Below are 18,873 nucleotides of genomic sequence, written 5' to 3'. Positions count from 1 at the left end.
TTCATCAACTCGTCTCAACCATTCTGAGGCACCGCAGCTCAAGGAGGTCTCATGCCTCGAGTTCGACGAGACAGGACACCCGGCGAATCAACTTCTGATATTGCGAGGGCGATGTGGAGCGGCAGCAACAAGCGGTGCCCGAGGCGCTCACCACGATCCACGCCGCCTACGCCGCAGCGCTGAAGCGGGCCCCGCTGGACGGCGACACCCGCCGCGCCTACGACTCCCGGGTCCGGATCTTCCTCGCCTGGCTGGAGGCCAGCGGCCTCGACGGCGACCCGCTCACCGACGCCCACGACCGCGACTTCGCCATCCGCGACTACAAGACCCACATGAAGACCGTGCTGCGCCGCGCGTCGAATACCGTCAACGCCCACCTCACCGCGTTGGACCACTTCTTCACCCAGCTCGGACTCGGCCCCGCCGTCGTCCGCCGCGACGACGCCCCCAAGCTCGCGCCCCGCGCCCTGGACGCCCGCCAGCAGAAGCGTTACCTGCGCGCCGTCGAACGCCGCCCCCTCGCCCGCGACCGCGCCATCGGCCGGCTGCTGTTCTACTCCGGCGTCCGGATCGCCGAGCTCGTCGCTCTGGACGACGACGACGTCCCGCTCTCGGCGCGCAAAGGCAAGGTCATCGTCCGCTCCGGCAAGGGCGAGACATCCCGAGAGATCCCGCTCCTGGACGGCACCGCGCGGACCTCCACCACCGAGTGGCGCACCGACCGCGCCTCCTGGCCCGGCGCCGACATGCCAAGGGCCAGGTCGAGGTGGGGCAGGAGCTGTTTTGCGTTCAGGGTACCGTCGAGGCCGGAGATACGCTCGCAGACCTCGCCAAGCGCTGCCGGATCACGCCCAACTGGGTGCCGCCGTGCCTCCAGCAGCGATGTCGGCGCATCAACGCGCCCTGCCAGCCTTATCGAGCCGGTCGTACTGCTCCAGGATCCGGGCCTTGTATGCAGCGGTGTAGCGGCCGGCGCCGACCCGCGCGTACCTCGGGGTCAGGGATCTGCCGATCCTGTTCACGTGCTCCTGCGAAGGGATGACTCCTCTCCCACCCTCAGCGCAGATTTTTGTACCTGTTTGCTACCTCCGCCTATTTTGGCGGGGGCAGAGGGCTCGACCCCGCCCGTATTGCAGGCATCGAACAAGGGACTTTCGGCTCTACCTGCGGTGACATTCGGCGCGGCAAGGTGATCGTGTGAAGCACCCAAGTGATCCGCAGCCTCGCACGCTCCGCGAGTTGTCCCGCCAGAAATCTCTTCGGCTGCTGGGTAACGTGGGCATCGGCCGGATCGCCTTCATCAGCCGGGCTATGCCCGCGATCCGGCTGGTGAGTCACATCGTGAACGGCGACCACCTCCTGATCGGCTGCCTATACGAGCCGGAGATCGCGGCCATCCTGGGCCCACGCGGAACCTCAATGATCGTCTATCAGGCCAACTTGGTTGACCCGGCCACTCACCTCGGCTGGAACGTTGTCGTGAGCGGCCGGGCGGCACTCATGGCAGATCCCGTGGTACTGGCAAGGGTTGGGCCACAGCTCGATGGATGGAAGGGCGGACGTGCCGATCTGGTCCTGCGGATCCAGCCAGAGCTGGTCACCGGCTTGCATGTCGGCCAGTACATCGAAGGTTCGCGATGAGTCGACAGGCGCGAAGGCTACACGAACTGCCGCGCGCGGAATCGCTGCGGCGGCTGGCCAGAGTGTCGCTGGGCAGGATCGTATTCACTCAGCAGGCCTTGCCGGCGATTCGGCCGGTGAACCACCTGGTAGATAACAGGAACCTCATCATCCGAACCCATATCGGAGCCGCGATAGTCTCCGCCGTCCACGACGATGGTGTCGTCGTCGCCTACGAGGCCGACGCCATCGACCCTGTCTCGCATCTCGGTTGGAGCGTGATCGTGCAGGGCCGTGCCGTGCTCATCCGCAACCCAGCCGAGATCGCGCGCTATCAGTGCCTGTTGCGGCCGTGGGTGTTGAATCAGATGGATTACGTCGTTCGCATCCATCCCGAGATCATCACAGGCTTCGAGCTTGTCAATGAAGACGGCTCGCCTTCGGCGTAGCACATGGCCAGCTCTGCTGGACGAGGCGACCGAGGCCGCAGCGGTCCCGGTGATGGACGAGATACGCGGCCACGCGGTGGAAATGTTCATCGCGCGCAAACCCAGCATTGCACCGAGCCGTGACCTCGAGGCCATGGAGGCCATAGCCATCGAAACGCAAATCGGGAAGATCGCCCGGCCGAAGAACGTATGGATCGTCGCCGACATGCCCAAGACCCGCTCCGGGAAGATCATGCGCCGGGTGATCACGTCCAGCTCCAACGTCGCCGACGTCGGCAACATCACCCGCCCTGGCCAACCCGGAAATCGTCGACGACATCCGCCACCACGTCCAACGGGGAGAAGAACGAGCGCGGCGAGGTGCCGCGCAAACTGTCACCCCAGGAACTGGACGAGATCAAAACCTTCGGCCAAGCCGAGTGAGCCTCACCGCCGCAGGGCACAGCCCCTGGCAACGCGGCACCAGCGAGAACATCAACGGGCTGCTGCGGCAGTACTTCCAGGGAGACTGGAGACACAGCAACAACCGCCGTTGCAAGCGAGATAGTCGGTGAACGATCGGAATCGGTCTTTTCCTCGTTGAAGAACGGACGGCTGAAGCGGTATGTGTTCACCATCCGAGCCGAGGCGAAACAGCAGGCAATCCGCTACATCGAAGAATTCTACAATCGCCGGAAACCGCATTCCGCCATCTATTACTGACCGCCGCTGGAGTTCTCAACGATTACCGCGCACCGCCGATTGCCGCATAGGGCAACATTGCAAGGTCCGCCGTCTGGAACAATGTGTGCCTAGCTGAACCTCATGGCAACGGCGATACCCACGACGTGCATGACCACCACAGCCACGATCAGGCTGATGAACACGAACTTGGCGGGGCCATGCTCGAAGGTTTTACCTTCTTCAAGCGGCCTGCGCCTGGCCATGCGGTCGGCGATGCGCTCCTCGAGCGATTTCCGATAGAACATAATCTCAATCCTCTATGGGATATTCAGGTCTCTTATGGATTGTCTACAGTGGCACTGACTACTCTCCGGCTCCGCGTTCAATCCGATCGGGTGAGCGCCTCTCGGATGTCCTCCATGCATGTACGAGCGGCACGTTCGGCGCCGGCCACATCACCGGCGGCTATGGCTTGAGCGATGCCGTCGTGGGGGATCAGGGGCGCCCGCATGCGCCTGCCCGCAGCCTTGATGTTGGATCGCAGTTCGCATGAGAAGCCCATGTAGATCTCGATCATCATGCGGTTGTGCGTCGCGCGAGCCACCGCATCGTGGAAGGCGAGATCGACCTCGACGAACACGATGGGGTCACGTCCCCGCCAGGCGCGTTCGCGTCCGGTAAGAGCCGCGTTGATCAGGGCGATGTCCTGATCCGTTCGGTGCAACGCGGCCAGCCGTGCGGCCTCGATCTCCACCGCCCGCCGAACTTCGAAGATCTCCAGTTGCTTCGCCTGGCGGAGCCTGCGCAGCAGTACGCCGGATAGTTCGCTCCTCGCGCGAATGTAGGTGCCATCTCCCTGGCGGCACTCCAGGAGTCCGGCATGGGTTAACGCCCTGACAGCCTCACGCACCGTGTTGCGTCCAACGCCGAGCTCCCCAGCGAGCACAGTCTCCGCAGGAATCTTTCCGTTGACCTGCCAAGATCCACCGGCGATCTCCTCGGTCAGCTGATCTATGACCTGGTCGACGAGCGACGTGCGGCGTGCCGTGTGCAGAGTCATCACCGCGTCCCACTCTCCATGGCATGCGCCCCGCTTACAAGTTGAGAAGCTAGCAGTATAGGCAATTGCGAAGTTCAGCAACCATGATAAAGGGTGTGGGACGTCGTCCGCCCACCACCCCGGGCAGACGGTAGAACATCTACAGGTTCGTCCCCAAGCGAGTGACTGACGCAGAGTTGCCAACGGCAAGACGTCTGCGACGCTGCGCAGCTAAGCTATTGAAGAAGTCTTCAATTGTGGACATGATGTGTTCAGCAGACCCTGCATCAGATCGGAGGCAGGTGTGGAGGAGTTGGCTGACGGCGTGCGCCGCAGTGTGCGCGGTCCATTTGTGGAACTGCGTACGGCGCTGGAGTCCGGCGACTCCTACGCGGCGCGAGTGCATACGACAGGCCTCGAGGGCCTGCTGCGCCTGGCCGAGGACCACCACGTCGCGCTGACATCTGCGGAAGAGGCTTGAGCGATGCCTGTCCCGCTCTATCAGGCCAAGGCGGATTTCTTCCGGACGCTGGGCCATCCCGTGCGCATCCAGGTGCTGGAGTTGCTGCAACGGGGTCCTCTACCTGTGCGTGACTTGCTGACCATGATCGATGTGGAGTCGTCGAACCTGTCGCAGCAGCTGGCGGTGCTGCGCAGGGCGGGGATTGTTACGGCGACCAGGGATGGTGCCACCGTTGTCTATGCTTTGAGCAGCGTAGATGTGGCCGAGCTGCTACGGGCCGCACGGCGGATCCTCACCGACATGATCGCTGGACAGGGCGAACTCCTCGCCGAACTGCGCAACGCCGACGCCGAACGCCCTCGACCCGGGTGACCCCCCGCTTGTTCTGCAGAAAAGCACCACGCAGGGAGTCATCATGGCAAGTTTGTGGCGGAAGATCAAAAGGACGGGGCGGGTGGCCGAGCCGGCACCAGAGGATCCCGGCTTGGAGAGCAAGGCCCCGGAGCTGGGCGGGTCGGTGCAGATCCGGCATGTGGACGCGGGCTCATGCAATGGCTGTGAGGTGGAGATCGCCTCCGCGTTCGGGCCCGTGTATGACGCTGAACGATACGGCGCGCGGCTGGTGGCCTCGCCGCGGCACGCGGACGTGCTGGTGGTCACCGGTCCGGTGACGCGCAACATGGAGGTGGCGCTGCGCCGGACGTATGAGGCCGTGCCGGAACCGCGACTGGTGGTCGCATTGGGTGACTGTGCGCGTAACTGCGGGGTGTTCGCGGGCGCGTACGGCGTGGCCGGGGCGGTCGGCGACGTGGTTCCCGTCGATATCGAGGTGGCCGGTTGCCCACCCCGGCCGGAGGCGATCGTCGCGGCGCTGCGCGAGTTGACCGGTCGATGACGGGTTGGTTGTTGGTCGCGGCGCTGAGCCTGTGTGTGGTGACGGCGGCGGCTGCCCTGGTGGTGCCTACTCGCGCCCGCGCCCTGATCACGGGGCTGGGTACGGCGGGCGGCGGCGCGTTCGGCGTGGCCGCCGGTGCGGCGGCGCTCATGGGAGAGCGCTGGACCGCGTGGCTACCGGAGTTGCTTCCCTTGGCCGGTGTGCGGTTGTCGCTGGACCCGCTGGGCGGGGTGTTCGTCGCGGTGACGGGTGGCGTGGCGGTGTGCGCGGCGCTGTACGCGATCGGCTATGCCGGTGAGTACGGCAAAGTCGTGCAGGCCGTGCTGCCGTTGTTCGTGGGAGCGATGCTGCTGGTCCCCGCGGCGGCAAGCGTGAGCACGCTGCTGGTGGCCTGGGAGTTGATGGCGGTGACCTCGCTGGTGCTGGTGCTGGCCGAGCACGCGCACCGCTCCGAGGTAGGGCGGGCCGGCCTCTGGTACGCGGTGATGACCCATCTGGGGTTCGCGGCTATCCTGGGCGGCTTGGCGCTGTTCGCGGCGCAGGCCGGTGGCGAGGCCTTCGAGCAGTTGCGGACTGCCGAGCTGCCCCCAGCGGTGCGCAACGTGGTCTTCCTGGCGACGTTGATCGGGTTCGCCTCCAAGGCGGGCATCGTGCCGCTGCATGTGTGGCTGCCCCGAGCCCACCCGGAGGCGCCGAGCCATGTGTCGGCGCTGATGAGCGCGGCCATGGTGAACATGGGGGTGTACGGCATCGCCAGGGTCGGCCTGGATCTGCTGGGCGACGGACCGCACTGGTGGTGGCTCCTCACGCTCGGGGCAGGTGCGCTGTCGGCTCTCTACGGCATTCTGCAGGCCGCCGTCTCCTCCGATCTGAAGCGGCTGCTCGGCTACTCCACGACGGAGAACATGGGGGTGGTCCTGGTCGGAGTGGGCGCGGCCGGGTTCTTCGCGGCCTCGGGAACGACCGTGCTCGCCGCTTTGGCGTTGACGGCCGCGTTGTTGCATGTGGTCAATCATGCGGGCTTCAAGACGCTGCTGTTCCTGTCGGCGGGTTCGGTAGTCCGGGCCACCGGCCTGCGCGACCTCGACGCGCTCGGCGGGTTGCGGAACCGCATGCCGTACACCACCGTGCTGTTCGCGATCGGCGCCCTGTGCGCGTCGGCGCTGCCGCCGGGCAACGGCTTCGTCAGCGAGTGGCTGCTGTTGCAGAGCCTGGTCCATGCGCTGCCCGCGTCCGGCGTGGCGGGCGCGGTGACGATGCCGCTGGCCGTGGGCGTGATCGCGCTTTCGGCGGGGCTGGCGGTGGCCACCTTCGTCAAGGCGTTCGGCATCGGATTCCTGGCCAGGCCGCGCAGCGCCGAAGCGAAGCAGGCGACGGAGAGTCCCGTCACGATGCTAGGCGGCATGGGACTGGCGGCCGCCTGCAGTGCGGTGCTGGCACTGGCCCCGGCCGTGGTGCTGCCTGCTCTCGTGGCGGCCGTGGCGGAGGTCTTCCCGGGGACGCGTGCGGTGTCCGGGCAGGTGACGCTGCGGCTCAACGGCGTGATGGGGGCGATGTCGCCGTTGCTGATCGCGCTCGCGCTGATGGTCGCCGTCGCCCTGGTGCTGGCCGTGCTGCGGCTGGTGGCGAGTCGCAGGGCACGGCGCAGGGCGAGGTTGTGGGACTGCGGTGCCGGGCCGATGACGGCCCGGATGGAGTACACCGCGACGTCCTTCGCCGAGCCGCTGCAGCGGGTCTTCGACGACGTGCTGGCCCCGGAGAGCGATGTGGACGTCACACCGGTGAAGGAGTCGGCTTACCTGGTGGAGCGGGTGCGCTTCCAGGCGTGGATACCCGACAGGATCGAACACCGCCTGTACACGCCGATTCTGACGGCGATGACGGCGCTGGGCCGCTCGGCACGCAAGCTGGCCAACGGCAGCGTGCACCGCTACCTGGCCTACGGGTTCTACGCCCTGACGGTCGCACTGATCGTGCTGGCGGTGATCCGATGACCGCTGTGCTTCAGGTGATCCTCGTCGTGATCGGCGCGCCGCTGCTGGCCGGGATGACGCGGCAGATTCGTGCCCGCCTGGAGGGGCGGGCCGGAGCCGGGGTGCTGCAGCCGTGGCGTGATCTGCGCAAGCTGGCCCGCAAGCAGCCCACCACCCCGGACGGCACCGGCTGGGTCTTCCGGCTGGCACCGTTGCTGCTGGCCGGGACGACGCTCGTGGTGGCCGCGGCGGTGCCGCTGGTGGCCACGGACTCGCCTCTGGACGGCGTGTCGGACCTGTTCGCCGTGGTCGCGCTGCTCGCGCTCGGGTCCGTGGCGCTGGTCCTGGGCGGCCTGGACACCGGGACCGCGTTCGGCGGCATGGGCGCCAGCCGCGAGGTGACCATCCTCGCCCTGGTGGAGCCGACCATCCTGGTGTCGGTCTTCGCATTGTCCGTACGGGCGGGGTCGACAAATCTGGCCGCGATCGTCACCTCCACCGCCGAGAATCCCCTGGCCGTGGCCTCGCCTGTGAGCCTGCTCGCCGCGGCCGCGCTGGCCATCGTCACCATCGCCGAGACCGGCCGTATCCCGGTGGACAATCCCTCCACTCACCTCGAGCTGACCATGATCCATGAGGCGATGGTGCTGGAATACTCCGGCCCTGACCTCGCCCTGATCGAATGGGCCTCCGCGGCCCGCCTGTCGGTCCTGCTCGGGCTGCTGGCCAGCCTGTTCGCGCCATGGGGCATCGCCACCACCGACGTGGGGCCCGTCGCCCTCCTGGTCGCCGGCGTCGTCCTGACGATCAAAGTCGCGGCGCTGGGAACGCTGCTCGCGCTCGGCGAGGTGTTCATGGCCAAGCTGCGGCTGTTCCGCGTGCCGGAGCTCCTGGCCGGATCCTTCCTGATGGCGCTGCTGGCCGTGGCCGCCTCCTTCTTCCTGGCGTGAGGACGACATGAGCGACTCGGTGTATGTGCTGCTGCTCGATCTGGCCTGCGGAGCGTTCCTCCTGGCCGGGGTGCTGGTGCTGTGGCGGCGTGACCTGGCGGCCATCGTGTGGTTGTTCGCCTTGCAGGGCCTCGCCTTGGCCTTCCTGGTCGTCGTGCTCGGCCTCTATCAGAGGCAGGTGGAGCTGGTCCTGGTGGGCGTGGGCGTGGGCGGGCTGCGCGCGGGTCTGCTCCCCTACTTCATGCGCCGCGTCCTGGCCGCCGGCGGCGGGGGACGTGAGACACGGCCGCTGGTCAACGTGGCCACCTCGCTGCTGGTCGCCTCGGTGCTGGCCATGCTGGCCTACGCGGTCTCCCAACCGCTGATCCGCCTGGCGCCCAGCCCCGCCACGCAGGCCGTGCCGATCGCGCTGACCGTGCTGCTGGTCGGCTTCTTCGTCCTGGTCACCAGGCGCCGGGCGTTGTCGCAGGTGGTGGGCTTCCTTCTGATAGACAACGCCGTCACCGCCACCGCGTTCCTGACCACCAGCGGGGTCCCGCTGGTGGTCGAGCTGGGCGTGTCGCTAGACGTGCTCCTGGCCGTACTGGTGCTGCAGGTCCTCACCACCCGGATGCGGGCCGCGTTCGGCGGCACCGACCTCGACGAGCTGAGGGAGCTGCACGACTGATGACACTCGCGGTATTGGCGCCGGTGCTGCTGCCCGTCCTGGCGGCGGGCGGCTACTGGCTGCTCGGCTGGAACAGGGGCACCGCCTGGCTCGGAGCGCTTGCCGCAGGCGGGCTGCTCGCCTCGGCCATCGTCCTGTCAGGGGCAGGACAGGCCGTGACGTTGTGGGGATTGCTCCGAGTGGACGCGCTCAGCTCGTTCATGCTGGTCGTGATCGGCGCCGTGTCTTTTCTGGCGATGCTGGCCAGCCCCGCCTATCTCGCCGCCGAGCTGGCCGCGGGGCACACCGTGCCCAGGGCGGCCAGACGGTACGGCGTGCTCACTCAAACCTTCATCGCCGCGATGACGCTCGCGGTCATCGCCTCCAATCTCGGCGTGATGTGGGTGGCGATCGAGGCGACCACGATCCTGACTGCCTTCCTGGTCGGCTTCCACAAGAGCAAGCAGGCGACAGAGGCGGCCTGGAAGTACGTCGTCATCTGCTCGGTGGGGATCGTGCTGGCGTTCCTGGGCATTGTGATCGTGCACTACGCCGCCCTGCACGCCGGCCTGGCCACGCCGGCCGCTCTGGACGGCGCGACCCTGGCGCGGCACGCCGCCGGCCTCGATCCAGGAGTGATGCGCATCGCGGCCGTGCTGCTCGTGCTGGGCTTCGGCACCAAGGCCGGGCTGGCCCCGATGCATGCTTGGCTGCCCGACGCACACAGCCAGGCACCGGCTCCGGTATCGGCGCTGATGTCCGGCGTGCTGTTGTCCGTGGCGTTCTACGCGATCCTGCGGGTGAAAGTGATCATCGACGCGGCGCTGGGCCCGACGGCCATGCGGATCCTCCTGGTCTCCGCGGCCCTCGCCTCGCTCGCCGTCGCCGCTGCGCTCCTGCTCGGACAGCGCGACTACAAGCGGCTGCTCGCCTACTCCAGCATCGAGCACATGGGCCTGCTCGCCCTCGGAGCCGCGATCGGCACCAGGCTGGCACTGGTCGCCGTACTGCTGCACATCCTCGGCCACGGACTCGGCAAGTCCGCGCTGTTCCTGTCCTCCGGTCACATCAACCAGGCAGTCGGCAGCAGCCGCATCGACGCGGTACGCGGCCTCGTGCTGCGCTCACCCCTGCTCGCGGGGACCTTCGCGCTCGGGCTGCTCGCCCTGCTCGGCATGCCGCCGTTCAGTCTGTTCGCCAGCGAGCTCGGCATCGTACGGGCCGGATTCTCCGCAGGTCTGGGCTGGGCGATCGCGCTGGCTCTGCTGCTCATGCTGGTCATCGTCGCCGCTGTCGGGCAGCACGGGCGGCGCATGCTGCTCGGCTCCCCCGGCACCACCACGCAAGCCGTTCTCCTGCCCAAAACCGCCGCCGTGCCGGTGATCGCGGCCTTGGTTGCCTGCGCGATCCTGGGCATCACCACGAGCCCGCTCAACGACCTGCTCCAGGGAGCCGCCGCTATCGCCGGAGCAACCCCATGACCCACCGCACCATCGCCAACATCAGCCCCTCCGAGCTGGCTTCCACCGCCGCAACGCTGCTCGCCGAGGACCACCGTCTCGCTCTGATCTCGGCGCAAGAGGAAGCACACGGCTTCGGCGTCGCCTACCTCTTCATCGCGCCGAACCCCGATCGGCGTACCGAGCTGCGCCTGCACCTGCCGCCAGGCGATCCTGTGGTCCCCAGCATCGCCGCCCTGTCCTTCCCCGCGGGCCGCTTCGAACGCGAGATGCACGACTTGTATGGGATCACGCCTCTCGATCACCCGCTGCCGCGCCGGCTGGTCCGCCACCACCACTGGCCGCGCGGCTGGTATCCGATGCGTACGGACGCCGGCCCCCCGCCCTCCTTCGGCGACCCGGAAGGGCCCTACCCGTTCGTCACCGTCGAAGGACCCGGCGTCTACGAGATCCCGGTCGGCCCCGTGCACGCCGGACTCATCGAGCCCGGCCACTTCCGCTTCTCCGTAGTCGGCGAGACGATACTCAAGCTCAAGGCCCGACTGTGGTTCGTGCACAAGGGCATCGAAAAGCTCTTCGAGGGCCGCCACCCCGCCGACGGGCTGCAACTGGCCGAACGCGTCAGCGGCGACACCACCGTGGGCCACGCCCTCGCCTACTGCCTGGCGATCGAGGAAGCCACCGGCACCGACGTGCCGGAAGAAGCACAGCATGGCCGGGCCATGCTCCTGGAACTCGAACGCCTCTACAACCATGTCACCGACCTGGGCGCCCTGTGCAACGACGTCGCCCACGCCATCCTGCACGCCCAAGCCGGGCGGGTCCGCGAGCAACTCCTGCGCATCAACGACGCGGTCGCCGGGCACCGGTTGCTACGCGGGGGCGTCACCCTCGGCGGGGTCGCGCTGCGTGCCCTGCCCGAGCCCGCGCGGCTGGCGGACATCGGCGCCGACGTCGCCGAGATCGCCGAACTCGCCCTCGGGCACACCGTCGTGGCCGACCGCTTCACCGGCACCGCCATCCTGCCCGAACAAGCCGCCCGCGACCTCGGCACGCTCGGTTACGTCGCCCGGGCCAGCGGCCTCGACCTCGATGCCCGCCGCGATCACCCCTTCACCGACCTCGGCCATTTCCAGCCGGCTACGCGCACCAGCGGGGATGTGCTCGCCCGCTTCCAGATCCGCGCCGACGAGATCGCCGCCTCCATTGCGCTGATCACCCGTCTGGTAGGCGAACTCACTCCCAGCGGGGGGATCCGCCCGCTGTCGGATGGCTCCTCCTCCGGTGTCGGCGTCGTCGAAGGCTGGCGCGGGGCTATCGTCCATCGCGTGCAGCTGACCGCCTATGGCACGCTCGCCCGCGTGAAGATCGTTGATCCTTCGTTCTTCAACTGGCCGGCGCTGCCCGCCGCTCTCACCGGGGCGATCGTGCCGGACTTCCCCCTCGTCAACAAGAGCTTCAACCTCTCCTACGCGGGCAACGACCTGTGATCAGCTCCTCGTCGTCGGCCAGCCCTAATACCATCACCCTCTCGTAGGGCGATCACGGTCCGGAGTTACGCTGGTCTCCTCCCTGAAGGGAGGAGGTGCGGGGCATGACGTGGCAATATCTCGCTGGCGAGTTGTCGCTCCTGCTAGGCCAACTGCAAGCTGTTACCAGCGACACATCGTCAGAGCGCGACATCGCCCGGCTGCGATGCGAGGCGGAAACGGCGGCGATCGCGGCGCTGCCATCCGTGGCCACCCGTGCACTGGCGTTGGCCGACGCGCTGTGCTGGGAATCGTTGTCCCGCGCCGACACCGAGGCCTTCTCCCACCAGGCCCGTGTCTGTGCCGATCTGTGCGACTTCAGCCGCTGCTCGGGCTTGCTCGAAGATGCCTAGAAACCATGCGTCTGTCGAGCACGGCCACGCCCCGCCCCCGACGAACGCGAACGCATCCGCGCCGCGATGGACCGCATCCTGGACGGCACCCCCGAGAACTCGAACGGCGCCCTCACCATCGTCGCGCTCGCTCAGGAAGCCGACGTCCCTCGCAACGCCCTTACCCAGCGGCATCCCGACCTGAAGAACGAGTTCTACGAGCGCGTCAAAGCACGCGGAGCGACCCCTGATGTCGAAGTGCGCCTGCGCGACACCATCACCAAGCTGAAGAAGACGATCGTGAACAAGAACAAGGAGCTCGCCCAGATCAGACAGGACGTCCCCACTCTGGTCCGAGCCGTCCACCAGCTCACGCTGGAGAATCAGGAGCTGCGGGAGCAGCTGGACCTGCCCGAACCGAACGTCGCCCCGCTCCACCGTCGGCGCTGAGGAAGTTGTCTCTGATCTCCTCGAACGGTCTTTGAGGGCACAGACGAGCACGAACGCCAGGCTTTAGTTACTCTGTGTTGTCGTTTAACTACATAATGCTGTTGAGTGAGGTGTCCGCCACAGCTGATATTCCCGCACGGCAAAGGAGTCCCCTATGACGACCCTCCTCCGCAGAGCCGCAGTACTGCTGGCCACGGCCACGGCCGCCGCCGGCCTGGCCCTGCCCGCCTCCGCCACGGCTCCCACCGCAACTGCCGGCCAGGCCGCCGCCCCGCTGTCCTGCCCCGGAGTTGTCGGGGTCTGCGCCCTCAACGTGGCGGGCGTGTTCAGGATCATCACCAGCGGCGAGCCCTACCTCGCCCCGCCCGTCGTCGCGGCGGTGAACCAGACCCCCGAGCCCTGGTGCTTCTTCTCGGCGCCCGGCTTCAACGGCGACCGCCGCGAAGTCGCGCCGCAGGAGAGCGTCGAGGACTTCGGCTTCCATGTCCAATCGGCCCGCCCCGGCCCGTGCACGTGGTCATGAGCCTTCAGTTCCTGACCTGATCCCCGGCCGCCAAGGCCGTCCGCCGCCGGCCCCATCACCAGGGTCCGGCGGCGCTTCACGTTCAGCGGCGCTGCGGCCGCTTCGTCCGCCCGGCACCGCGATGCTCCGGCTTGCTCCGCTGGGCATCAAGACGGCAGCCAAACAGAGCGGCAAGAACTTCAACACGCAAACTTGATGGGGAAGAGCCAGCAGGCGCCGACGGGGATGAAGGCGTGCCGTATCCGGGGATGGCCGGCCAACCACTCGCGGATGGTCAGGCTGTTGTGGCTGGACAGGTTGTCGGCGATCACCCAGATGTCACCGTCACCAGGGTTGGCGTCCTCCACCTGCTGCAGGAACTGCTGGTAGCAGACACTGTTGCGGGGGGCGGTCATCGTCAGCGCACTGCCGTCAGCCACCCGCAGTGCGCCGTACACGCAGGTCTTGTCCGGCCCTCGGGCGTAGTCCAGCGGCGCTTTGATCCGGTGACCATCGGCCGACCAGGCCGGTCCTGGCGGGAAGGTCCGGGCCCCGGGTGCTGACGGTGACCGACGCCCCTACATCAGCATGAACGCGCGCACTGCGCAGGCGGGCGGGCCCTTCTTCGCCGGACTATCCTCGAATGGTGACAATGAGCTATCAGGCGATTACCAACCGCGTGTTGTCGGGGGGTCTCGTCACGGGGTGGACCTTGCGTGACGGCGAGATCTGGTGCATGGTCACCCCGCCGCGTCATACCCGCCGGGAGCAGGGCTGGAAGCTGCACTTGTCGGCGACCCCGCCGTCCGCGCCGCACGTCCTTGAGCGCGCGGCGCGAGTCCTGGTGGCCCACGGGTGCGCCTTCAAGTTCGCGGTCTCGCCCGAGGTCACCGCGGATCTCATTTCCGCCCGGGCCCCGCGTGGTCAGGCGGGCAAGTTCCTCACCGCCTATCCGGCCGACGATGAGCAGTTGCGCACGCTCGCCGGACTGCTGCACGAGGCCACGCTCGGCCTGGCCGGGCCGGCGATCCTCTCCGATCGGCGGTACCGGCCCGACAGCCTCGTCCACTACCGCTACGGAGGCTTCGCGTCCTCGCGCCGGCTCAACGACGAGGGACTGTACGAGGGGGTGCTGCGGGCTCCGGACGGGACGTTCGTCGCGGACGAGCGCAACCCGTGGTTCTCGCCCCCGCCCTGGGCCCCTCTGCCATTCGAACCGCCCGTGCCCGCCGGATCCGATCACCGGCGCGGCGACCCCGTGATCCTGGCCGGCCGCTATCGCGTCGAGGAGGCCGTCCGCCACTCCAACCGCGGCGGCATCTACCGGCCGCGGGACCGGTACACCGGCGAGGACGTGCTGATCAAGGAGGCCCGTCCGCACGTGGGCGCCGACGCGTCCGGCAGGGACGCCCGGCACTGGTTGCGGCACGAGGGCGACGTCCTGGCGCGGCTCGCGCCGCTGGGCATCACCCCGGCGGTGCGCGGGGTGTTCGAGGCCGCCGGGCACCTCTTCCTCGTCCAGGACCTGATCCCCGGAACGAACCTGGCGCGCTGGTGTGCCGAGCGACTGGCACGCGACGGCGTCCCGATCCCGGCTCCGGTCGCCTTCAGGCTCGCCCGCGCACTCACCCGGCTGATCGGCGCGACCCACGCCGCCGGGTTCGTGCTGCGCGACCTCAAGCCCGGCAACGTCATGGTCACGCCCGACGACACGCCCGTCCTGATCGACCTGGAATGCGCGATCGGCGTCGGCGAGCGCGCCCCAGTGGTAGGCACCCGCGGGTTCACCGCACCGGAATATCTCGATCACCCCGACCACGGCGATCAGGATGATGGGGCGTTCCCGCCCGCGCCCGGCCCGGCGGTGGACTGCTACAGCCTGGGGGCCACCCTCCTGCACGTGGCCTGTGGCCTCATCCCCCAGCTCGCCCCGGATTCCCCCGCCCTGCGCGACGCTGGCGAACGCGTCGCGGTGCTCGTGGACACCGCCGCCCCCGCCGCGCCCGCGCTGCGCGCCCTCGCCCCCCTCGTCCTAGGCCTGACCGCCGACCTTCCGGGCCGCTGGACGATCGAAGACGCCGCCGGCTTCCTGCGCCGGCCCCCCGGCGCCGCCCCCGCGGCCGCCGGCCCGACGCTGACCCGCGACACCCGCCGGCGGCTGATCAACGACGGCCTGGCGCACCTGGCCGCGACCATCACCCCGGACGGCGAACACCTGTGGCCACGCCCCCGCTCGGCACCACCCGGCGACCCATGCGCCGTCCAACTGGGCGCAGCCGGCGTGCTGTCCGTTCTCGACCGGGCTGTACGCTGCGGCGAACACTGCGCCGAAGCCACCCTGCGCGCCGCGGCCCACTGGCTGGAGCGCCGACTGGCTGAACCCGACCGAGTCCTGCCCGGCCTGTACTTCGGCCGCTCCGGCACCGTCTGGGCGCTGCATGACGCCGCCCTTACCCTCGGCGACGACGAACTGGCCGACTCTGCACGCCGATACGCCTTGAACATTCCGCTCGACGGCACCAACCCCGACATCTGTCACGGCCTGGCCGGGGCCGGCCTGGCACAACTGCACCTGTGGCACGCCACCGGCGAGATGCGCTTCGCCGAACGCGCCGCCCATTGCGCCGACCGACTCCTGAACCTGACCGGCGCCGGCATCCCCGGCCGCGGCGAGGCGCTGGCGTCCATGCCGTACGGATTCGCGCACGGCACCGCCGGGAAAGCCACCTACCTGCTGGCCGCGGGCCGTGCCCTGGACCGCACGGACCTGGTCGAGGCCGCCACCGACGCCGGGCACATCCTGTGCGCGGCCGCCCGCACCCGCGGCGACGCCGCCGACTGGCCCAAGGCGCCCGGGCAGACCGACCGCACCGTCTGAACTTCTGGTGTCACGGCGCCTCCGGCATCGGCACGTTCCTGATCCGGCTGTGGCGCGCCACCGGCGAGGCGCGCTTTCGCGAGTACGCCGAACGCGCCGCGCACGCCGTCCACCGCGACCGCGCCCGGCTGGGCCCGAGCACCTGCCACGGGGCGGCAGGCAACGGCGAACTCCTGCTCGATGTGGCCGACGCCACCGGCGAGCGCCGCTACCGCCAGTGGGCCGCGCAGACCGCCGCCTGCCTGCACGCCCGTGCCACCGTGCGTGAGGGGCTGCTGCTCATTCCCGACGACACTCTGCGCGAGGTCAGCGCGGCCTACAACCTCGGCCTGGCCGGCGTCCTGGATTTCCTGCTGCGACTCGAACACGGCGGGAACCGCGCCTGGCTGGTCGACACCGACTGACCGCCGGGCACCACAAGAAAAGGGAGACACCACATGGACAGCCACGTGCTCGAACTCCAGGAACTGCCCGAAACCGACGCGCACACGCTGGAACCGGAGAGGTGCTGCGACACCGACTGGACCTCGGGCCAGTGCACCGAGGTAGACCCCCCGCTATCAGGACAACCGCATGCCCGACGCCGCGCCGGCATAGGACGAACGTGGTGTCCGGCCGTCCCCGGGCGGCCGCACACCCCTGCCGAGCAACGGAGACCCCCGTTGGAACTGCAGTTGTTCCGTACTCGCGTGCGCGACGGTGAGGTCCCGGCATGGAGGCGGGCGGGCGCAGATCATTGAACGGGGCGTGCTGACTGCCCCGGATGAGGCGTGGGACGTGGCGGTATGCCAGTCGGAGGCTAGGCCGGTTGCCGGTGATGGCCGAGGCGGTGATGGCCGAGGTGATCCGTTCGCGGTATCTGGACCGGCGGCGGCGCTCGGTGGCGGCGGTCTACCGGGAGGTCGTACGCCGCTGCCGGGTGGGCGGGCTGCCGGTGCCGGCCCGCAGCACGCTGGCGCGGCGGATCGAGGCGCTGGATCCGGCGGCAGCAGCCGCGGCGCGGGAGGGCGCCGACGGGGCGCGCCGCCTACACGACGCGCAGGACGAGGCGGCGATTATCGGTCCGCGCCGGCCGATCCGCGCCCGCCTCACCGGACCGGGCAGCAGCAGCACCCCCGAGCTGATGGACCGCCTCCAGCGCCAGGTCCTCGGCGAAGAGGCGGGCGAGTGATCCCCGGACCACACAGCAGGAAGAGCGGTGCCCCGCTGCTCGGCGCGCTGCCCGGGCAGCGGGGCCCCTTCGGCCCGTACGACCCGGGATGCGCGATACTGCAGATGTGGAGATCAAGGTCCTGACGGTGCCGGACTGCCCCAACCAGCAACTCGCGGCAGAGCGGCTGCGACAGGCCCTGGCCGAGACTGGGCTGAGCACCACCGACCTCACCACCCACGTGATCGCCGACCAGGCCGAGGCCGAGCGGTACGGTTTCACCGGATCGCCGACGATCCTGATCGATGGCCGCGACCCGTTCGCCGAGCCCGGCGCCCCATCGTCGCTGTCCTGCCGGCTCTATCGCACCCCCGACGGCCCAGCCGGAGCGCCCGGCCTGGATCAGCTCCGGCAGGCCCTCCGCGCAGTCGCCGACAGCGACACCGAACTGTAGGAGGCGTCCACCGGCTGGATGTCTCCTCGGTCTTGGTAACCATGTCGGCCATACCTGGCGGCTGGCTAAAGGCGAACCACATGGTGACCCCGGCGAAGACCATGCCGGAAACCAGCCCGCAGATCACCCGACCAGGAAAGGTTCAGCAGCCATGGGGCGTACGCCAGCGTGTGCCGGCCTCCCTTGATCTCCTGCCGGTCAGGATGCCGATCAATCGAGAGCGCGACCGATACAGCTTCTATCAGGTGGCGCAACAGACGTCCCGGTACCCACAAACGTTGCCCATCTTCACGGCCACCTTGCCTGCCAGGTCCAGGCAGGGGCCTCGGCGCAGCACGGCTCCGTACGAGGGGCCATGTCCGTGGTGGACAGCGGTACGGGATCACCAATCAAAGCCGCTGCTCAGAGCCGTCGACGGCTTCCGCGCGGCCCGTTTCTGGCGCATTCCGGCCGCTCCCCAAGGTGGCGTCGTCCTGCTGGTGACCGCTCGACAGCCGACGCACAGGGCTGTGGCCGTGGCCGCGATAAGCATCGGATCAACCCGTACCGACTTCTTCATCTAGGAACTTGCTAATCTTAGCAATTGCTATGTGAGCTACCTTAATCTGCCCCGTGTTCGGCAGACCGGTTCAAGATTCCCGAGGAGCCTTGTGCGCCATCCCTTGCCCGACGGTGGAGCCCTCTACTCGGCAGCTCTCGAACTGGCCCGTTACGGCGTCGTCCTCACGCCCGGCAGCTACATCGTCGAGGGAGGTACATGCTCGTGTGGCGACGCGACCTGTCGCCGTCCCGGCAGCCATCCGCTGATGCACGACTGGCTGCGCTGGGCTTCCAACCAACCCTCGCTGCTGGCTCAATGGTGGTCGGGAGAATGGACGAACGCCAATCTCATGGTGCCACTGATCGGGCACTTCGATGTACTCGACCTGCCTATCCCTGTGGCGGAAGCCGCGTTGCACAGGCTGCGCTGGGCAGGCAACGTCAATATTCCCGTGGTGGCGACTCCCGGCGGACGGCGCCAGGTCTGGGTCGAAGCCGGGGGCGCTCTCAGCCTTCTTGGGCGGCTTCCCAAGCGGTTGCCGCGGCGCAGCCATCCGGACCTGCGGTTGTATCAACGTGGATCTTACGTGGTGGCCCCACCCTCGCGCCTGGGGCCGGACCAGACATACAACTGGCACCGGCCTCTTACCCAGCACATCAGTGCCCTGGCCGACGTCGATCTCGTGATCAACGCTGTAGTCACCGCCTATACGAAGGTCATCGGCTAGAGGGCCGGCGCCAGATCTTGTTGCTCAGCCACACGATCGGGTCGTACTTCCGGTCCGCCACGCGCTCCTTCATCGGGATGAGCGCGTTGTCGGTGATCTTGATGTGCTCGGGGCAGACCTCGGTGCAGCACTTGGTGATGTTGCAGTAGCCC

The 18,873-nt window shown here is 68.4% G+C and carries 22 protein-coding genes and 3 pseudogenes; 20 read left to right on the top strand and 5 right to left on the bottom strand.

The genetic code is table 11. From position 1 onward, the window contains the following. Nucleotides 1-113 precede the first annotated feature (113 nt). The 4 genes and pseudogenes from KME78_RS65745 to KME78_RS68355 all read left to right on the top strand — a co-directional run. A complete protein-coding gene (locus tag KME78_RS65745; protein WP_308127590.1) occupies nt 114-1,193 on the top strand; it encodes a tyrosine-type recombinase/integrase in 1,080 nt (359 codons plus the stop codon). A gap of 4 nt (nt 1,194-1,197) precedes the next feature. Further along, nucleotides 1,198-1,641 carry a pyridoxamine 5'-phosphate oxidase family protein gene (locus KME78_RS61065; protein ID WP_219539476.1) on the top strand — a complete coding sequence of 148 codons (444 nt, stop codon included), beginning with the start codon at nt 1,198-1,200 and terminating at the stop codon, nt 1,639-1,641. Next, nucleotides 1,548-2,069, top strand: coding sequence for a pyridoxamine 5'-phosphate oxidase family protein (locus tag KME78_RS61060; protein ID WP_308127589.1), 522 nt, complete (start codon nt 1,548-1,550; stop codon nt 2,067-2,069). Before KME78_RS61065 ends, KME78_RS61060 begins: the two co-directional genes overlap by 94 nt. Further along, nucleotides 2,044-2,238, top strand: a pseudogene (locus KME78_RS68355) (hypothetical protein); the annotation flags it as partial. The gene KME78_RS61060 and the pseudogene KME78_RS68355, both read left to right, overlap by 26 nt. 112 nt (nt 2,239-2,350) lie before the next feature. Here the strand turns inward: KME78_RS68355 and KME78_RS65740 are convergent. The 3 genes from KME78_RS65740 to KME78_RS61045 all read right to left on the bottom strand — a co-directional run bounded on the left by KME78_RS65740 (nt 2,351) and on the right by KME78_RS61045 (nt 3,792). Then, entirely contained in the window at nt 2,351-2,686 is a 336-nt protein-coding gene (locus tag KME78_RS65740; protein WP_246654967.1) for a hypothetical protein, read from the bottom strand. A gap of 174 nt (nt 2,687-2,860) precedes the next feature. Then, the gene (locus tag KME78_RS61050; RefSeq protein WP_219539473.1) at nt 2,861-3,037 is read right to left on the bottom strand and encodes a hypothetical protein; all 177 of its coding nucleotides are present in this window, start codon (nt 3,035-3,037) and stop codon (nt 2,861-2,863) included. 77 nt (nt 3,038-3,114) lie between these two features. Then, nucleotides 3,115-3,792: a FadR/GntR family transcriptional regulator gene (locus KME78_RS61045; protein WP_219539472.1), complete on the bottom strand. Its 678-nt coding sequence runs from the start codon at nt 3,790-3,792 to the stop codon at nt 3,115-3,117. A gap of 283 nt (nt 3,793-4,075) precedes the next feature. Here KME78_RS61045 and KME78_RS61040 point away from each other — a divergent pair, with 283 nt between their 5' ends. The 11 genes from KME78_RS61040 to KME78_RS60990 all read left to right on the top strand — a co-directional run bounded on the left by KME78_RS61040 (nt 4,076) and on the right by KME78_RS60990 (nt 12,992). Further along, entirely contained in the window at nt 4,076-4,252 is a 177-nt protein-coding gene (locus KME78_RS61040) for a hypothetical protein (protein WP_219539471.1), read from the top strand. 3 nt (nt 4,253-4,255) lie between these two features. Further along, on the top strand, nt 4,256-4,606 hold the full coding sequence (locus KME78_RS61035; protein WP_219539470.1) for an ArsR/SmtB family transcription factor: 351 nt from the start codon (nt 4,256-4,258) through the stop codon (nt 4,604-4,606). 43 nt (nt 4,607-4,649) lie between these two features. After that, entirely contained in the window at nt 4,650-5,129 is a 480-nt protein-coding gene (locus KME78_RS61030; protein WP_219539469.1) for an NADH-quinone oxidoreductase subunit B family protein, read from the top strand. Beyond that, nucleotides 5,126-7,123 carry a proton-conducting transporter transmembrane domain-containing protein gene (locus KME78_RS61025; RefSeq protein WP_219539468.1) on the top strand — a complete coding sequence of 666 codons (1,998 nt, stop codon included), beginning with the start codon at nt 5,126-5,128 and terminating at the stop codon, nt 7,121-7,123. The genes KME78_RS61030 and KME78_RS61025 overlap by 4 nt, the downstream gene beginning before the upstream one ends. After that, nucleotides 7,120-8,052, top strand: a complete 933-nt coding sequence (locus KME78_RS61020; RefSeq protein WP_219539467.1) for a respiratory chain complex I subunit 1 family protein — start codon at nt 7,120-7,122, stop codon at nt 8,050-8,052. Before KME78_RS61025 ends, KME78_RS61020 begins: the two co-directional genes overlap by 4 nt. Before the next feature lie 7 nt (nt 8,053-8,059). Further along, nucleotides 8,060-8,719, top strand: a complete 660-nt coding sequence (locus KME78_RS61015) for a hypothetical protein (protein ID WP_219539466.1) — start codon at nt 8,060-8,062, stop codon at nt 8,717-8,719. After that, nucleotides 8,719-10,179: a proton-conducting transporter transmembrane domain-containing protein gene (locus KME78_RS61010; RefSeq protein ID WP_219539465.1), complete on the top strand. Its 1,461-nt coding sequence runs from the start codon at nt 8,719-8,721 to the stop codon at nt 10,177-10,179. Before KME78_RS61015 ends, KME78_RS61010 begins: the two co-directional genes overlap by 1 nt. Then, a complete protein-coding gene (locus KME78_RS61005; RefSeq protein WP_219539464.1) occupies nt 10,176-11,648 on the top strand; it encodes a hydrogenase large subunit in 1,473 nt (490 codons plus the stop codon). Before KME78_RS61010 ends, KME78_RS61005 begins: the two co-directional genes overlap by 4 nt. A gap of 104 nt (nt 11,649-11,752) precedes the next feature. Next, nucleotides 11,753-12,040 (top strand): hypothetical protein, encoded by a 288-nt coding sequence (locus KME78_RS61000; RefSeq protein WP_219539463.1) that lies wholly within the window; start codon nt 11,753-11,755, stop codon nt 12,038-12,040. A gap of 66 nt (nt 12,041-12,106) precedes the next feature. Next, nucleotides 12,107-12,469 carry a hypothetical protein gene (locus KME78_RS60995; protein WP_219539462.1) on the top strand — a complete coding sequence of 121 codons (363 nt, stop codon included), beginning with the start codon at nt 12,107-12,109 and terminating at the stop codon, nt 12,467-12,469. 154 nt (nt 12,470-12,623) lie between these two features. Next, nucleotides 12,624-12,992 carry a hypothetical protein gene (locus KME78_RS60990; RefSeq protein WP_219539461.1) on the top strand — a complete coding sequence of 123 codons (369 nt, stop codon included), beginning with the start codon at nt 12,624-12,626 and terminating at the stop codon, nt 12,990-12,992. A 179-nt stretch (nt 12,993-13,171) separates the two neighbouring features. Here KME78_RS60990 and KME78_RS60985 read toward each other — a convergent pair. Then, a pseudogene (locus KME78_RS60985) lies at nt 13,172-13,498 on the bottom strand (transposase); the annotation flags it as partial. 125 nt (nt 13,499-13,623) lie between these two features. Here KME78_RS60985 and lanL point away from each other — a divergent pair. The 5 genes from lanL to KME78_RS60960 all read left to right on the top strand — a co-directional run bounded on the left by lanL (nt 13,624) and on the right by KME78_RS60960 (nt 18,721). Next, on the top strand, nt 13,624-15,849 hold the full coding sequence (gene lanL, locus KME78_RS60980) for a class IV lanthionine synthetase LanL (RefSeq protein WP_219539460.1): 2,226 nt from the start codon (nt 13,624-13,626) through the stop codon (nt 15,847-15,849). After that, complete coding sequence (locus tag KME78_RS60975) at nt 15,774-16,253, top strand: lanthionine synthetase LanC family protein (protein ID WP_219539459.1); 480 nt, start codon at nt 15,774-15,776, stop codon at nt 16,251-16,253. Before lanL ends, KME78_RS60975 begins: the two co-directional genes overlap by 76 nt. 413 nt (nt 16,254-16,666) lie before the next feature. After that, nucleotides 16,667-17,020 (top strand): DNA-binding domain-containing protein, encoded by a 354-nt coding sequence (locus KME78_RS60970; RefSeq protein WP_246654969.1) that lies wholly within the window; start codon nt 16,667-16,669, stop codon nt 17,018-17,020. Nucleotides 17,021-17,126: 106 nt separating this feature from the next. Beyond that, complete coding sequence (locus KME78_RS60965; protein WP_219539457.1) at nt 17,127-17,453, top strand: thioredoxin family protein; 327 nt, start codon at nt 17,127-17,129, stop codon at nt 17,451-17,453. 650 nt (nt 17,454-18,103) lie between these two features. Then, the gene (locus tag KME78_RS60960; protein ID WP_219539456.1) at nt 18,104-18,721 is read left to right on the top strand and encodes a bifunctional DNA primase/polymerase; all 618 of its coding nucleotides are present in this window, start codon (nt 18,104-18,106) and stop codon (nt 18,719-18,721) included. On the opposite strand, the pseudogene KME78_RS65735 reads toward KME78_RS60960, so the two are convergent. Next, nucleotides 18,711-18,873 (bottom strand): annotated as a pseudogene (locus KME78_RS65735) (succinate dehydrogenase/fumarate reductase iron-sulfur subunit); the annotation flags it as partial. The gene KME78_RS60960 and the pseudogene KME78_RS65735 overlap by 11 nt on opposite strands.

The organism is Nonomuraea guangzhouensis (assembly GCF_019396345.1).
Classification (GTDB): domain Bacteria; phylum Actinomycetota; class Actinomycetes; order Streptosporangiales; family Streptosporangiaceae; genus Nonomuraea; species Nonomuraea guangzhouensis.
Note: the sequence above shows the minus strand (reverse complement) of the source record. Positions and strands in the feature narration are given on the sequence as shown.